Here is a 14,774-nt window from a genome sequence, read left to right as displayed (position 1 = left end):
CTGAATTCCGCGTGACCCGCTTGGCATCACGCAATCCGCTGATCGGGATGCAGCGCCGTTCCCAGAATGTGATCGGCCTTGTGGATCACATGCCCTGCCCCGCCCACGATCAGGGGATCGGGCGCATGGACAAGGGACTGGTCCTTGTCGGGATAGTCCAGCGCATTCAGGAAATGCAGCATGCAGTTCAGCCGCGCGCGTTTCTTGTCGTTGGACTTCACCACCGTCCAGGGCGCATCGGCCGTGTCCGTGTAGAAGAACATCGCCTCTTTCGCCTCGGTATAGTCGTCCCATTTATCAAGGCTTGCCTTGTCGATCGGGGACAGCTTCCAGCGTTTCAGCGGGTCGGTGTCACGGCTTGCGAAACGGGCGCGCTGCTCGTCCTGCGTGACCGAGAACCAGTATTTGAAAAGGCGGATGCCGGACCGGACCAGCATGCGTTCCAGTTCCGGTGTCTGACGCATGAACTCAAGGTATTCGGTGGGCTGGCAGAAACCCATGACCCGCTCGACCCCGGCGCGGTTATACCAGCTGCGATCATAGAAGACGATCTCGCCTGCTGTCGGCAGATGCTGGATGTAGCGCTGAAAATACCATTGCCCGCGCTCGACATCGCTGGGCTTGTTCAGCGCCACCACACGCGCCGCGCGCGGGTTGAGATGTTCGGTGAAACGCTTGATCGTGCCACCTTTTCCCGCTGCATCGCGCCCTTCGAAAAGCAGCACGAACTTCTGCCCTGTCTCTTGTGTCCAGAGTTGCACCTTCAGAAGCTCGGCCTGCAACCGCGCCTTCTGAGCCTCATAGCTGCGCCGCGACATCTGTGTGGCATAGGGATATTCCCCGCTTTCAAAGGCATGACGCACCTGATCGGCCGAGGGGGCGGGTATCGGCAGCTTTCTGCGCCGCGGTCGTGGCAGCGGTGCGGGCGACGTGGCAATGGGCATAGTTTCGGCAGGCAAGGTCTCGGCCGACACGGGGGCCGCGGATAGAGGTTTGGCAGCAGGCGGCATGACACGCTCCTTTTGTTGGACTGTTACAATTCTATCCCAGAACGGGGCAGCGGGCCTTGATCCGCATCAACCCCGGACGGCCCGCGCGCCCTGACGCAACGAAACGAAAGCTGTTGTTGCGCCACGTGCCTGCACAGGCTCCAATACCCTCACCCAAGGAGGAGAGACCCATGACCCCGCTCAAAACCGCAGCGCTCGCGCTAGGGCTGCTTGCCAGCCCTCTTGTTTCAGGTCCAGTATCCGCGCAAATGACAACCCATAATCCCATCGACCAGACCCGCCCCGACGCCCCCGCCCTCGCCCCTTTCGGCGATCAGGTGATCGGCGTGCGCACGCTGAGTTTCACCCATCTCGATCAGATCGACATTCTGGGCGTGACCGATGCCGCCAGCCCCACCTATGACCGCCCGCTGACGGTCGAGGTCTGGTATCCCGCCGCCGCCGCGACGACACCCAGCACGACCTATGACACGGTGATCCGCGACGGGCGCACCGCAGCAACTCTGTCAGGCCGCGCCGCGCGCGATGCCGCTCCGGCAACCGGTGCAACCTATCCCCTGATCCTGATCAGCCACGGATATCCCGGCAACCGTTTCCTGATGTCCCATCTGGGGGAAAACCTTGCCTCCAAGGGCTATGTCGTGGCCTCGATCGACCATACAGACAGCACATATTCCGATCAGGCGGCGTTCGGATCGACCCTGCTGCACCGCCCGCGCGACCAGCGTTTCGTGCTGGACCAGATGGCGGACCTGTCCGCCACCGCCCCGGAACTGGCTGCGATCATCGACGCCTCCAGCACCGGGGTCATCGGCTATTCCATGGGGGGCTACGGCGCGCTGATCTTTGGCGGCGCAGGCGTCACGCAGGCGGCGGTCGAGTTGCCATGGGGCACGCCCAAGGGCCTGCTGGCCGCGAACCTGGCCGGGTCGGACAGCCACGAGGCGATTGTGGATGATCGCGTCAAGGCCGTGATCGCCATCGGTCCATGGGGCCGCCAGCACGGGTTCTGGGACGAGGCGGGGCTGGCCAATCTGCGCAAGCCCACGATGATCATGGCAGGGTCCGTGGATGATGTGTCGATCTATCCGGCCATGCGCCAGATCTTTGAACAGGCGACCGGCACCACCCGGCACCTGCTGACGTTCGAGAATGCAAATCACAACGCTGCGGCCCCGATGCCCGCGCCTGTGGAAAGCTGGCAAGCGGTCGAGACCTTGGATTTCATCCCCTTCGATCACTATGCAGATCCGGTCTGGGATACGCTGCGGATGAACAACATCGCCCAGCATTTCGCGACGGCCTTCATGGACCTGCACCTGAAAGGTGATAGCGAGAAGGCCGCCTACCTTGATCTGGTCCCCAATGCCGCCGATGGCGTGGTGGCGTTGAACGAGGATGGGACGGAAAAGCCCGAGCACAGCTATTGGCGCGGCTTTGCCCCGCGCACGGCAGCGGGCCTGCGATTCGAGACCTTGCAGCCTGAATGATCACGCCACGGGCCGTGCTTTCGGGGTGCGGCCCGTCACAAACCGGGGATGCCCCATGCAAAGCCACCATTTCAGCCTGCACGGCCAGCCCTACCACTATCTGGAATGGGGGCCGGCGGGCGCCCCCATCCTGTTGATGCTGCACGGCTTTCCCGAATATTCCGGCGCATGGGCGGAACTGGCCGAACGGCTATGCGACCGTTATCGCTGCATCGCGCCGGATCAGCGCGGCTATGGCCAAAGCTGGGCCCCCGCTGATGTGGCGCAATATGCCACCGGAAAGCTGGTGGGCGACATGGTCGCGCTGATCGACCATCTGGGCGGTGGGCCCGTCACCGTTCTGGGCCATGACTGGGGCGCGTCCGTCGCCTATGTGCTGGCAGCGCGGCAGCCCGAACGGGTGGATCGCCTCATCATCCTGAATGGCGTGCATCCCGTCCCCTTCCAGCGCGAGATGGCAAAAGGCGGCGCGCAATCTGAGGCCTCGCAATACATCCTCTGGCTGCGCCGCGCGGGTTCCGAGGAAAAGCTGGCCGAAAACGGCTTTGCCAAGCTGATGGATCTGTTTTCCGCAAAGATGGACCTGTCATGGATGACGCCTGACAAACTGGCGGCCTACAAGACTGAATGGGGGCGACCAGGGCGGATGCGCGGGATGGTGAACTGGTATCGCGCGTCACCCCTGCAAGTCGCCGCGCCCGGCCAGCCCATCATCGACCTGCCCGCCCTGCCGCGCGCGGCGCTGACGGTGCATCAGCCGCATCTTCTGATCTGGGGCACGCATGATACCGCATTGTTGACCGATTGCCTTGACGGGCTTGACGAACTGGCCCCCGACCTGACGATTCACCGGATCGACGGGGCCGATCATTGGATATGCCATCAAGAACCCGACGCGGTCGCGGCGCTCATCCTTGACTGGATGGCGTGAGGCAACCGCTGGCTTTTGGATATTTGAGGCAAGAAGAAACAGGCGCCACCTGTCCCTTCAACGTTCCACACCTAGGCATGACACCCGGCGCGGCTTTCACCGCCTGTCGGGCCAAGACCGCTTTCCCCTGCCGCCGCCTTCTGACATAGTGTCCGCCAACCCACAAAAACAAAGCAGCAGCATGGCCAACGATCTTCTGACCGGAACCGCCCCCGACGATTACAACGCCTCCTCGATCGAAGTCCTTGAAGGGCTGGAACCCGTCCGCAAACGCCCCGGCATGTATATCGGCGGCACGGACGAGCGTGCGTTGCATCATCTGGTGGCAGAGGTTCTGGACAACTCGATGGACGAGGCGGTGGCGGGCCATGCCAACCGCATCGAGGTGGAACTGCACGAGGATTTCGCCGTCACCATCCGCGACAACGGGCGCGGGATTCCCATCGACCCGCACCCGAAGTTTCCCGACAAGAGCGCGCTGGAGGTGATCCTGTGCACCTTGCACGCTGGCGGCAAGTTTTCCGGCAAGGCCTATCAGACATCGGGCGGGTTGCACGGTGTGGGGGCCTCCGTCGTGAACGCGCTGTCCGACAGCATGGTGGTGCAGGTCGCGCGGAACAAGGAGCTTTATGAACAGCGGTTCTCGCGCGGGATTCCGCTGGGACCGATCCAGAAGGTGGGAGCCGCCCCCAACCGGCGCGGCACCATGGTGACCTTCCACGCGGACGAGCAGATCTTCGGGCATCACCGCTTCAAACCGGCGCGGTTGTTCAAATCCATTCGCTCAAAGGCCTATCTGTTTTCGGGTGTCGAGATCCGCTGGAAATCCGCCATTGATGACGGGGAAACCCCGCAGGAGGCTGTGTTCCATTTTCCCGGTGGTCTGTCCGACTACCTGAACGAAACCTTGGGCAAGGCCGCGACCTATGCCGACCGTCCCTTTGCGGGCACTGTCGAATTCGGCGAGAAGTTCAACGTCCCCGGCAAGGTGGAATGGGCGATCAACTGGACGCCCTCGCGCGATGGGTTCATCCAGTCCTATTGCAACACCGTGCCCACGCCCGAGGGCGGCACCCATGAAGCGGGTTTCTGGGCGGCGATCCTCAAGGGCATCCGCGCCTACGGCGATCTGGTAAACAACCGCAAGGCCAAGGAAATCACCCGCGAGGATCTGGTGACCGGCGGCTGCGCGTTGGTCAGCTGTTTCATCAGCGAGCCGGAATTCGTCGGTCAGACCAAGGACCGCCTTGCCACGATGGAAGCCGCGCGTCTGGTGGAAAACTCGGTGCGCGACCATTTCGACAACTGGCTGGCGGCAGATACGAAATCCGCAGGCGCGATCCTTGATTTTCTGGTGCTGCGCGCGGAAGAACGCCTGCGCCGCCGTCAGGAAAAGGAAACCCAGCGCAAGACCGCGACCAAGAAACTGCGTCTGCCCGGCAAGCTGGTGGATTGCACATCGGCCACGCGCGAGGGGACCGAACTGTTCATCGTCGAGGGCGACTCGGCGGGCGGATCGGCCAAGATGGCGCGTGACCGCAAAACCCAGGCCCTGCTGCCGCTGCGGGGCAAGATCCTGAACGTGCTGGGTGCGGCCTCGGGCAAGCTGGGATCGAACCAGGAGATCAGCGATCTGACGCAGGCGCTTGGCGTCAGCCTTGGCTCCAAGTTCAACATCGACGACCTGCGTTATGACAAGGTCATCATCATGACCGATGCCGATGTGGACGGCGCGCATATCGCGGCGCTGCTGATGACGTTCTTTTTCACGCAGATGCGACCGATGATCGACAAGGGGCATCTCTATCTTGCCTGCCCGCCGCTGTTCCGCCTGACCCAAGGGGCCAAGCGCGTCTATTGCATCGACGAGGCGGAAAAGGCGGTCTGGCTGGAAAAGGGTCTGGGTGGCAAGGGCAAGATCGACGTCAGCCGCTTCAAGGGTCTGGGAGAGATGGACGCCAAGGACCTGAAGGAAACGACGATGGACCCGGCCAGCCGCAAGCTGATCCGCGTGACGATCGACGAGGACGAACCGGGCGAAACCGGCGATCTGGTTGAACGGCTGATGGGCAAGAAACCCGAACTGCGGTTCCAGTATATCTCGGAAAATGCGCGGTTCGTGGAGGAACTGGACGTCTAACGTCCAGCCCCCCCTTCCCAAAGCGCGCAGTTGCCCTAACCTCAGGCTATGCGCCGTTTGATCCTTTCTCTTGCCCTGATCCTTGCCGCCCTGCCCCTGCGGGCGCAGGACACGGATCTGGAACTGGTGCTGATGGCCGATGCGTCGGGCTCCATCGACCCGGAGGAACTGCTGTTGCAGCGGCGTGGCTATGCGCAGGCCATCACAGACCCTGATGTGATCGCAGCCATCCAGAACACCGCTTATGGCAGTATCGCTGTGACCTATGTCGAATGGGCGGCCAATCAGGCGGTCATTGTGGACTGGACGCGCATCGACGGTCCCGAGGCGGCGGCCATCTTTGCGGCGCAACTGGATAACCCGGTGCGCCGTGCACTGGGGCGCAATGCCATCGGATCAGCGTTGCTGCGCGGCAAGCAGCTGATCGAGGAAAATGACATAGAAGGCTGGCGCCGCGTGATCGACTTTTCCGGCGACAGCGTGAACAACTGGTCGGGCCCCTCGATCGCCGAGGCCCGCGCGCTGGTTTTGGCCGCGGGGATCACCATCAATGGTCTGCCCCTGATGCTGACCGATGACATGGGTCGCGGCGCGACGCTGGAAGCGAATTACCGTGACCAGATCATCGGCGGCCCCAATGCCTTTACCCTGCCTGCGGCCAGTCGCGAGGATTTTGCGGAAGCGGTCCGCCGCAAGCTGATCCTCGAGATTTCGAACCGGACGCCAGACATGGTTCTGGCCCTTGATGACTAGCGCTGGATACTTTCCAGATAGACCAGCAGGGCCGCAAGCGGACGCGGAACAGGGGATAAGGTGCCATCCTCCAGCACCACGGGCACGGTCTCGCCTTCCAGCAACAGACCGAACTCAGGCATCGCCTCGTCCGGGGTCTGACGGGTATAGCCGTCGATGACCGACAGCACCCGTGTGCGCGGGAAGACATCCTTTTCACGAAAGGTAATGCGCGTCAGATCGGGCGGGGCCGGTTGCAGTTTGGCCGCCAAGAGCCCGTCACCGCGACCGGAATCGCCATGGCACAAGGCGCAGTTCTGGTCAAAGACGATCTGCCCCTCGACGGGTTCTGGCATGTCAATCGTGGCGCAGGCCACGATAGCCCCCAGTCCCACGATACCGAAACTGAGGATCAGCGGCTTCATTTCTGGATCTCCTGCAAGTAGAGGACAAGATCGGCGACCGACCGCCCCATCAGCACAGGTTGGCCTGCCGCGGTCTTGAGCGCAACCTCATTCCCCTGAAACAAGGGACCGTAGACGGGCATTGCGCTGCCATGGCTGACCAGCGGGTCAGAGCCGTCGATACGTCGGACCACGCGCAGAAGCGGAAACTCTCCCTGCGATGATGCGCTAAGGCGGGTCAGGTCGCTGGGTTGCACCAGCAGAACCGGAGCCATTGGCCCCGCGCCATCAGCGGCGGTGCCGTGGCAACTGGCGCAATACCATTGAAACAGGGCCGCGCCCTGATCGACGTCCTGTGCATGACCGGTCAGAGGGATCAGACCCAACAAATGGCCAAAGGCAGATCTTGCAAGTTGTCTCATCGCACTGTCCTTTCCACGCTGGTCACTCGCGTTGCAGGCTTTCAAGATAGGTCACGACCTCTGCCAGACGGACGGGCATGACCTCGTCCCCGCTGCCATCGGATTTGGGCACGGCCACATCCGGGCCATCCAGAAGCGGGCTGAATTCCGGCATCAGATCGGCGTCATGCTTGCCGGAATAGCCATAGACGGTATCAGCCACCGCGCGTAGCGGGAACACACCGCCATTGCGACTGGCGATCAGCGTCAGATCGGGGGGCGGCACTTTCAGGTCCGGTGCAACCGGACCATCACCCAAAGCGCGAGTTCCATGGCAGATCGCGCAATAATCCTGAAAGGCAGAGGCACCGGGGGATGGAATGGGCTCTGGTGCGCAGGCCACCAACAGTCCACCCAGACCAAGGACCAGAGCGCATCGTGCCGCATGTCGCGCCGAACGCTTTACAGTGATTGTCATTCTCGCCTCCTCTGCTTTTGGTTGAGTGTGAGCCAATAGGACAGCCCCTGCCTTGATCTGGATCAGAGGTTGCAAATCCCGCCCGGACCGGCATTCTGCGCCCAAGACAGGGCAAGGGATCATCACATGTTCAGCGCGAGCGAAGCACAGGCGTTTCTGGCCAGTTCCTTTGCCCCATGGGTGCAGGCGTTGGATCTGCGTGTCGATGAGGTGTCGCCCGAGGGCCGCGCCGTGCTGTCCATGCCGATCACCGAAGCGGTGGCCCGGATGGGCGGCATCGTTTGCGGTCAGGCGCTGGCCACGCTGGCAGATACCGCGATGGTCCTGTCCACGGCCGCACATTTCGGGGCGCCGCGCGACGTGGCGACCACCAATCTGGACACCCAGTTCCTGAGCGCCGGACGGGGCGAGCGAATCCGTTGCACGGCGCGGATCACACGCGCGGGCCGGTCGCTGATCTTTGCGCAGGCGGATCTGGTCGCCCTGCCTGATGGTCGCCCTGTTGCCAGCGCCTCTGCCACCTTCTTTGTGCCCGAGAAAGCGCCCCGATGATGATGCCCCCGACCACAGCCTATGCCCTGACGATGCTGGCCGCCGGGATAGGGATTCCGGTCCTTGCCGCCCTCAATGCGGGGCTGGGCACCCGGCTTGGCTCGCCGGTCGCGGCCGCAGCCATTCTGTTCACGGTGGCGCTGACCACAACGCTGGTGGTTCTGATGCTGAAGGGCGCACCATCCTTGGCCACGATCGTGACCGCGCCGAAACACCTGTTTCTGGCGGGGCTGCTGGTGGCCTTCTACATCCTGTCGATCACCTTCATCGCGCCCAAGTTCGGGGTCGGGAATGCCGTTTTCTTCGTGCTGCTGGGTCAGTTGATCAGCGCCGCGCTGATCGACCATTTCGGCCTGTTCGGTGCGCGGATCAGCCCGTTGTCGCTGCCGCGCGCAGGCGGGATCGCCTTGATGGCGGCGGGCGTGTTCCTTACGCAGAAAGCGTGACACGCCAACCGCTTAGCGGATCACCATATCGCTGATGCGCGCCCGGATCGCGGTTTGCGTATCGTCGCTGTCCGCGGACACCGCGATACCCACCAAAGCCTCGGGCGTGCCACCGAAGATGCGGGCATAGTCCGCCGACAGATCGACCGTCTCGGCATGGCTGCCGGTGCCCGCCCCCCGCAGGATCAATGTTTTCCCCCGCGCCTCAAGATAGGGGCTGTCCAGCACATCACCCCGCGCGTGATCGCCGCCCCAGACATAGACCAGCATCCGCGCATTGCGATTGCCCAACAGGCTGCGCAGACGCGGATTTGGTCCGGCGCGACGGGCGGATGCCTCGTCCATGAACACGAAATAGAGCGAGATATTGCGGTCATCCCCGCCCTTGTTCCGCAAATCGGTGGGCGGCACTGATTGCTCGACCGTCCAGTTCCATGTGGCTTGCCGCCCCAGCCATCTGCTTTCCGGCAAGGCGGTATAGAGCACTGACACCGCCTGATCCGAGACGATATCCAGACGATCACCCCGCGCCCCATAGCGATTGGCGTCAAGGCGGGGGAAACTCTGCTCGCGCCATTCCGGAGTGAAGCGCAGCGGTTCGGCCTGTGCCGGTGCCGCCGCAGTGAAGAGCAGCGCGGCGATGATGGCGTGTCGGGACAATGGCATGAGGACCTCTCTGCAGCACTGGCCGCAGATTAGACCATCAGTCGTTCACCTGCTTGACACGTCTGCGTGAAAGGCGGCCTGCTGGCGAAGGTCCCTACAGACCCTCGGTCAGATGCCCCTTGTCCAGCCGCAGGACACGGTCCATCCGGGCGGCCAGATCAAGGTTATGCGTGGCGATCAGCGCCGACAGCCCGGTGCCACGCACCAGATCCATCAGCGCCCCGAACACCTGATCCGAGGTGGCCGGATCAAGGTTTCCGGTCGGCTCGTCCGCCAGCAGAAGGCGCGGCTCATTGGCCAGCGCCCGGCAAAATGCCACGCGTTGTTGCTCCCCCCCCGACAGGGCGGCGGGGCGATGCTCGGCGCGGGGCGCAATGCCGACGCGGGTCAGCAGGTCCATCGCCCGCGCCTGCGCCGCCGCCTTGGCCACGCCATTGGCCAATTGCGGCAGCACGATATTCTCCTGCGCCGAAAACTCGGGCAACAGATGGTGGAACTGGTAGATGAAACCCACATCCGCCCGCCTGACCGCCGTGCGCCGCCGGTCGGACAACCCGGCCATGTCCGCCCCGCCGATCCGTACCGATCCGGCGTCGGCCGTATCCAGCAGCCCCGCGATATGCAGCAGCGTGGATTTGCCCGCACCGGAAGGCGCCACCAGCGCCACCACCTCGCCACGCGCCACGGTCAGATCGACGCCTTGCAGAACCTGCACGGCATTGGGCTTGCCACGGTTATAGGTCTTCTCGACCCCTGCCAGTTCCAGCACCACATCACTCATAGCGCAGCGCCTCCACCGGGTTCATCCGCGCCGCGCGCCGCGCCGGAAAAATCGTGACGATGAAGGACAGGCCCAGCGACAACACCACCGCCGACAGCACATCACCCAGTTGCAGCTTGGCCGGCAAGGCATAGATGCCCCGCACGGCTGGGTCCCAGACGCCGCCGCCCGCCACGTAGTTCACGAAGGAGAAGATCGGGTCGATATAGATGGCGAAGAGGCAGCCCAGGATCACACCAGCCGCCGTGCCGATGATGCCGGTAAAGGCCCCACAGATGAAAAACACCCGCAGCACGGAGCCTTCGGTCAGGCCCATGGTCCGCAGGATACCGATGTCGCGCCCCTTGTTCTTGACCAGCATGATCAAGCCCGAGACGATGTTCATCGCCGCGATCAGCACCAGAATGGACAGGATCACGAACATCACATTGTCCTCGATCTCCAGCGCCCGCAGGAACCCGCCGCTGGAATCGCGCCATGTCCAAAGCTGCGCGCGTGGTCCCGCCGCCTCCAACAAGGCCAGTTCCATACGCTCGATCTGTTCGGGAGTCTCGACCATCACTTCGATCTCGTCAGCCAGACCCTCGCGGTTGAAATAGCTCTGCGCTTCGGCAAACGGCAGATAGACACGCGTGCGGTCGATGTCCCAGCGTCCGGCCGTGAAGATATAGACCACCTCATAGGCCTTGACCCGCGGACTGGTGCCAAAGGCGGTGCGCGCGCCATCCGGCGAGATGATGCGGATCCTGTCACCCAGACCCAGCCCCAACTCTCGCGCCACGCCCGAGCCGATGGCGATCCCCTCGTCAAACCGCGCCAGATCGCCCTGCGCCTGCGCCTGATCGCCGCCGACGCGCGGGATGCCGCGCAGGTCATCGGCACTGATCCCGAACACCTCGATCCCGGCATTGCGGCCACTGGCATTCGCCATGACCTGCCCCTTGATCAGCGGGGCCGCGCGGATCACGCCGGGCACAGACGTCAAACTGGCCGCCATCGCCTCATAATCGGTCAGGCTGCGATTGATCGCCCCGGTGACCGGATCGACCTGCCCCGCATTGTAGACGGTCACATGAGCGTTGGCCCCAAGGATCGTATCGACGAATTCCGCCCGAAAGCCCGAGCGCACCGCCAGCGTCGCGATCAGCGCAAACACCGCCAGCGTGATCCCGATCAGGCTGATCCATGTCATCACAGACACACCGCCCTCGGCGCGGCGCGCCCGCAGGTAGCGCCAGGCGATCATCCATTCGAAGGCCGCGAAGGGCCGTGTCGTGCCTGCCATCTGCGTTCCCTTCCCTGCCGGACAAAGGGGCAGCACAGCGCCGCCCCCTGCTTCTTCTTGCTTTAAATATCCAAGAGCGACGGGTGCCCTCAGCGATAGATCTCGACCAGCCGAGCCACGGCGGCCTCGGGCGCCAGCTCCACGCTTTCGCCCGTGCGCCGCGAGGTGAGTTCGACCACACCCGCTGCCAGACCACGCGGGCCGACGGTGATGCGCCACGGCAGGCCGATCAGGTCCATAGTCGCGAATTTCGCACCGGCACGTTCTTCGCGGTCATCATAAAGCGGCTCAAGCCCTGCGGCCTCCATCGCCTTGTAAAGCCCTTCGCAGGCGGCATCGGCGGCGGCATCCCCTTGCTTGAGGTTCACGATCCCGCAATGGAAGGGCGTCACACCTTCGGGCCAGATGATGCCCTTGTCGTCGTGGCTGGCCTCGATGATCGCGCCGACCAGACGGCTGACGCCGATCCCGTGGCTGCCCATATGGACGGGCACCTTGGTGCCATCGGCGGTCTGCACAGTGGCGCCCATGGCCTCGGAATACTTGGTGCCGAAATAGAAGATCTGGCCCACCTCGATGCCACGCGCGGTGCGGCGGCGTTCTTCGGGGATCTGGTTGAAGATCGCCTCGTCATGCGTCTCGTCCGTGCGGGCATAACGGCTGGTGAATTCCTCCAGCACGGCGCGGCACTGATCGACACTGTCGTAATCAATGGCGCGGTCGCCGAATTTCAGATCGGTGATTTCGCTGTCATAGAACACCTCGCTCTCGCCGGTCTCGGCCAGCACAAGGAATTCATGTGTATCGTCGCCGCCAATAGGACCAGAGTCCGCGCGCATCGGAATGGCCTGCAGACCCATGCGCTCATAGGTGCGCAGATAGCTGACCAGATGGCGGTTATAGGCATGCAGCGCCGCCTCCTTGTCCACGTCGAAATTGTAGCCGTCCTTCATCAGGAACTCACGGCCCCGCATCACACCGAAACGCGGGCGCATCTCGTCGCGGAACTTCCACTGGATGTGATAGAGCGTCAGCGGCAGGTCCTTGTAGCTGCCCACATGGGCGCGGAAGATGTCGGTGATCATCTCTTCGTTGGTGGGACCATAGAGCATGTCGCGGTCCTGCCGGTCGGTGATGCGCAGCATCTCCTGCCCGTAATCGTCATAACGCCCGCTTTCGCGCCACAGATCCGCTGGCTGCAGCGTCGGCATCAGCATCGGGATATGCCCCGCGCGGACCTGTTCTTCATGCACGATCTGCTCAATCCGGCGCAGCACCTTGAAGCCCAGCGGAAGCCAGGAATAGATCCCCGCCGCGCTTTGCTTGATCATCCCCGCCCGCAGCATCAGCCGATGGCTCACGATCTGCGCCTCGGCAGGATTTTCTTTCAGAACTGGCAGGAAATAACGCGTCAACCGCATGATGGACCCCTTGGGATTGGCATTTGCGTCGGTTTAGGGCAGCGGGCCGGATCAGGCAAGCAGGATGCGCCCCCCGATGCAGGCACAATACTGCCGAAACGCAAGGCGCAAGGTCGGCGGCGGGCCCGCAAAACGCGTCCCGCCCCATGCCTGCCTCTGTGTCGGGTCTTGAATTGCCCGGCACTTGAAGCGACATAGGTCCAAACCGTCAAGGAGCGCGCATGGCCCTGCCAGTCAAAGACCAGTTCCGCTATTGGGGGATCGCCATGGCGGCGTTCCTTGTGATCCTGTGGTTTCTGGGTGATGTGATCCTGCCCTTCGTTCTGGGCGGCGCGATTGCCTATTTTCTGGATCCGGTGGCGGACCGGATCGAAAGGATGGGTGCCTCGCGCGCGCTGGCCACGACGATCATCACGCTCAGCGCGCTGCTGATCTTTGTGCTGATGGCGCTGCTGGTGATCCCCTTGCTGGTGCAGCAGGCTATTTCTCTGTTCGAGACGGCACCGCAACTGTTCGAGAACCTTCAGGGCTTTCTGACCTCGCGCTTTCCCTCGCTGGTCGAAGAGGATTCTGTTCTGCGCCAGTCGCTGATCTCGATAGGCGAGACGATCCGCGAACGCGGGGGGGAATTGCTGAACACCGTGCTGACCTCGGTCAACTCGCTGGTGGGGATCGTGCTGCTCTTCGTGATCGTGCCGGTCGTGGCCTTCTACCTGCTCTATGATTGGGACAACATGGTCGCCAAGGTGGACGACCTGCTGCCACGGGACCACGCGCCAACGATCCGCCATCTGGCGGCCGAGATTGACAAGACGCTGGCCAGTTTCATCCGCGGCATGGGCACGGTCAGTCTGATCCTTGGCACCTATTACGCGGTGGCCCTGATGCTGGTCGGCTTGCAGTTCGGGCTGGTCGTCGGTGCATTGGCGGGGCTGGTGACCTTCATTCCCTATGTCGGCGCACTGGTCGGTGGCGCACTGGCCATCGGGTTGGCCCTGTTCCAGTTCTGGGGCGACTGGGTCTCGATCGGGTTGGTCGCGGGCATCTTCGTGCTGGGCCAGATCGTCGAGGGCAACGTGCTGACGCCCAAACTGGTCGGCAGTTCGGTCGGCCTGCATCCGGTCTGGCTGATCTTCGCGCTGTCGGTGTTCGGCTCGCTCTTCGGCTTTGTCGGGATGCTGGTCGCCGTGCCGGTGGCCGCCGTGATCGGCGTCGTCGCCCGCTTCGGCATAGGAGGCTACAAGAAAAGCTTGCTCTATCGCGGTGTCGACACGCGCAAGGACATCTGATGCACCGGCAATTGAGTTTCGATCTGCCGGTGCGGGCCGCACTTGGGCGCGAGGATTTCTTCGTGGCCCCCGCCAATGCCATGGCCGTCGCCCTGATCGAAGGGTGGCGTGACTGGCCGGGTCGCAAGCTGGTGCTGGAAGGTCCCAAGGGCGCAGGCAAGACCCATCTGGCCCATGTCTGGGCGCAGGCTGCTGGCGCACGAATCGTCGAGGCGCGCGCCCTTGCCGGGGCCGACATTCCAGACCTCGCCTCTGGCCCCGTCGCAGTCGAGGATGTGCCGTTGATCGCGGGCGACACCGCCGCCGAGAATGCGCTGTTTCACCTGCACAACCTGACACTGGCCGAGGGACACTCCCTGCTGCTGACCGCCGACCGGCCCGCCGCGCATTGGGGGCTGACCCTGCCCGATCTGGCCAGCCGGATGCAGGGCACGCAGGCCACACGTCTGGAAGCCCCCGACGACCGTCTGCTGACGGCGCTTCTGGCCAAGCTGTTTGCGGACCGTCAACTGATTCCGACGCCCGATACGATCCCCTATCTTGTGACGCGCATGGACCGGTCCTTCGACAGCGCCCGCCAGCTTGTCGCCGCGCTGGACGCCGCCGCACTGGCGCAGGGCCGCCCGATCAACCGCAAACTGGCGGCCGACGTCATGGAGCGATTCATCCAGCCGGGCCTTCTGGACAATTCGCCGGACTAAGCGCAGCATCCGTTACCGAACCGTCACAAACAGGCAGCATAAGCCGC

At 63.4% G+C, this 14,774-nt stretch carries 16 protein-coding genes; 8 read left to right on the top strand and 8 right to left on the bottom strand.

Annotation, left to right across the window (positions count from 1 at the left end):
- Positions 1-26 precede the first annotated feature (26 nt).
- Entirely contained in the window at positions 27-1,010 is a 984-nt protein-coding gene (gene ppk2 / locus PVW27_RS12440; RefSeq protein ID WP_432762073.1) for a polyphosphate kinase 2, read from the bottom strand.
- Between the two features lie 170 nt (positions 1,011-1,180).
- Between ppk2 and PVW27_RS12435 the strand changes: the two genes are divergently transcribed.
- The 4 genes from PVW27_RS12435 (at position 1,181) to PVW27_RS12420 (ending at position 6,324) form a co-directional block, all read left to right on the top strand.
- A complete protein-coding gene (locus PVW27_RS12435; RefSeq protein ID WP_274558163.1) occupies positions 1,181-2,500 on the top strand; it encodes an alpha/beta hydrolase family protein in 1,320 nt (439 codons plus the stop codon).
- A gap of 55 nt (positions 2,501-2,555) precedes the next feature.
- On the top strand, positions 2,556-3,431 hold the full coding sequence (locus tag PVW27_RS12430; protein WP_274558162.1) for an alpha/beta fold hydrolase: 876 nt from the start codon (positions 2,556-2,558) through the stop codon (positions 3,429-3,431).
- A 181-nt stretch (positions 3,432-3,612) separates the two neighbouring features.
- The gene (gene parE, locus PVW27_RS12425; protein ID WP_274558161.1) at positions 3,613-5,571 is read left to right on the top strand and encodes a DNA topoisomerase IV subunit B; all 1,959 of its coding nucleotides are present in this window, start codon (positions 3,613-3,615) and stop codon (positions 5,569-5,571) included.
- A 48-nt stretch (positions 5,572-5,619) separates the two neighbouring features.
- Complete coding sequence (locus tag PVW27_RS12420; RefSeq protein WP_274558159.1) at positions 5,620-6,324, top strand: DUF1194 domain-containing protein; 705 nt, start codon at positions 5,620-5,622, stop codon at positions 6,322-6,324.
- On the opposite strand, the gene PVW27_RS12415 is transcribed toward PVW27_RS12420, so the two are convergent.
- From PVW27_RS12415 to PVW27_RS12405, 3 genes are read right to left on the bottom strand one after another with little or no spacing between them, the layout of a single operon-like run.
- Positions 6,321-6,728, bottom strand: coding sequence for a c-type cytochrome (locus PVW27_RS12415; protein WP_274558157.1), 408 nt, complete (start codon positions 6,726-6,728; stop codon positions 6,321-6,323). The two genes, PVW27_RS12420 and PVW27_RS12415, sit on opposite strands and share 4 nt — an antisense overlap.
- Entirely contained in the window at positions 6,725-7,129 is a 405-nt protein-coding gene (locus PVW27_RS12410; protein ID WP_274558156.1) for a c-type cytochrome, read from the bottom strand. The genes PVW27_RS12415 and PVW27_RS12410 overlap by 4 nt, the downstream gene beginning before the upstream one ends.
- A gap of 22 nt (positions 7,130-7,151) precedes the next feature.
- Positions 7,152-7,586, bottom strand: a complete 435-nt coding sequence (locus PVW27_RS12405; RefSeq protein WP_274558154.1) for a c-type cytochrome — start codon at positions 7,584-7,586, stop codon at positions 7,152-7,154.
- Positions 7,587-7,712: 126 nt separating this feature from the next.
- On the opposite strand from PVW27_RS12405, the gene PVW27_RS12400 reads away from it, so the two are divergent.
- Positions 7,713-8,138, top strand: a complete 426-nt coding sequence (locus PVW27_RS12400; RefSeq protein ID WP_274558152.1) for a PaaI family thioesterase — start codon at positions 7,713-7,715, stop codon at positions 8,136-8,138.
- 2 nt (positions 8,139-8,140) lie between these two features.
- Positions 8,141-8,584 carry a DMT family transporter gene (locus PVW27_RS12395; protein ID WP_432762075.1) on the top strand — a complete coding sequence of 148 codons (444 nt, stop codon included), beginning with the start codon at positions 8,141-8,143 and terminating at the stop codon, positions 8,582-8,584.
- Between the two features lie 12 nt (positions 8,585-8,596).
- Here PVW27_RS12395 and PVW27_RS12390 read toward each other — a convergent pair whose 3' ends face one another.
- The 4 genes from PVW27_RS12390 to proS form a co-directional block, all read right to left on the bottom strand.
- The gene (locus tag PVW27_RS12390; RefSeq protein ID WP_274558150.1) at positions 8,597-9,250 is read right to left on the bottom strand and encodes a DUF3047 domain-containing protein; all 654 of its coding nucleotides are present in this window, start codon (positions 9,248-9,250) and stop codon (positions 8,597-8,599) included.
- Between the two features lie 94 nt (positions 9,251-9,344).
- Positions 9,345-10,031 carry an ABC transporter ATP-binding protein gene (locus PVW27_RS12385; RefSeq protein ID WP_274558149.1) on the bottom strand — a complete coding sequence of 229 codons (687 nt, stop codon included), beginning with the start codon at positions 10,029-10,031 and terminating at the stop codon, positions 9,345-9,347.
- A complete protein-coding gene (locus PVW27_RS12380; protein ID WP_274558147.1) occupies positions 10,024-11,316 on the bottom strand; it encodes a lipoprotein-releasing ABC transporter permease subunit in 1,293 nt (430 codons plus the stop codon). The genes PVW27_RS12385 and PVW27_RS12380 overlap by 8 nt, the downstream gene beginning before the upstream one ends.
- An 89-nt stretch (positions 11,317-11,405) precedes the next feature.
- Complete coding sequence (proS, locus tag PVW27_RS12375) at positions 11,406-12,737, bottom strand: proline--tRNA ligase (protein ID WP_274558145.1); 1,332 nt, start codon at positions 12,735-12,737, stop codon at positions 11,406-11,408.
- A 221-nt stretch (positions 12,738-12,958) separates the two neighbouring features.
- Between proS and PVW27_RS12370 the strand changes: the two genes are divergently transcribed.
- Complete coding sequence (locus PVW27_RS12370; protein ID WP_274558144.1) at positions 12,959-14,026, top strand: AI-2E family transporter; 1,068 nt, start codon at positions 12,959-12,961, stop codon at positions 14,024-14,026.
- Positions 14,026-14,727 (top strand): DnaA ATPase domain-containing protein, encoded by a 702-nt coding sequence (locus PVW27_RS12365; RefSeq protein WP_274558140.1) that lies wholly within the window; start codon positions 14,026-14,028, stop codon positions 14,725-14,727. The genes PVW27_RS12370 and PVW27_RS12365 overlap by 1 nt, the downstream gene beginning before the upstream one ends.
- Positions 14,728-14,774: the final 47 nt, after the last annotated feature.

Source organism: Seohaeicola sp. 4SK31 (assembly GCF_028802875.1).
Classification (GTDB): Bacteria; Pseudomonadota; Alphaproteobacteria; order Rhodobacterales; family Rhodobacteraceae; genus Seohaeicola.
This window is presented reverse-complemented; position numbering and strand designations above follow the sequence as displayed.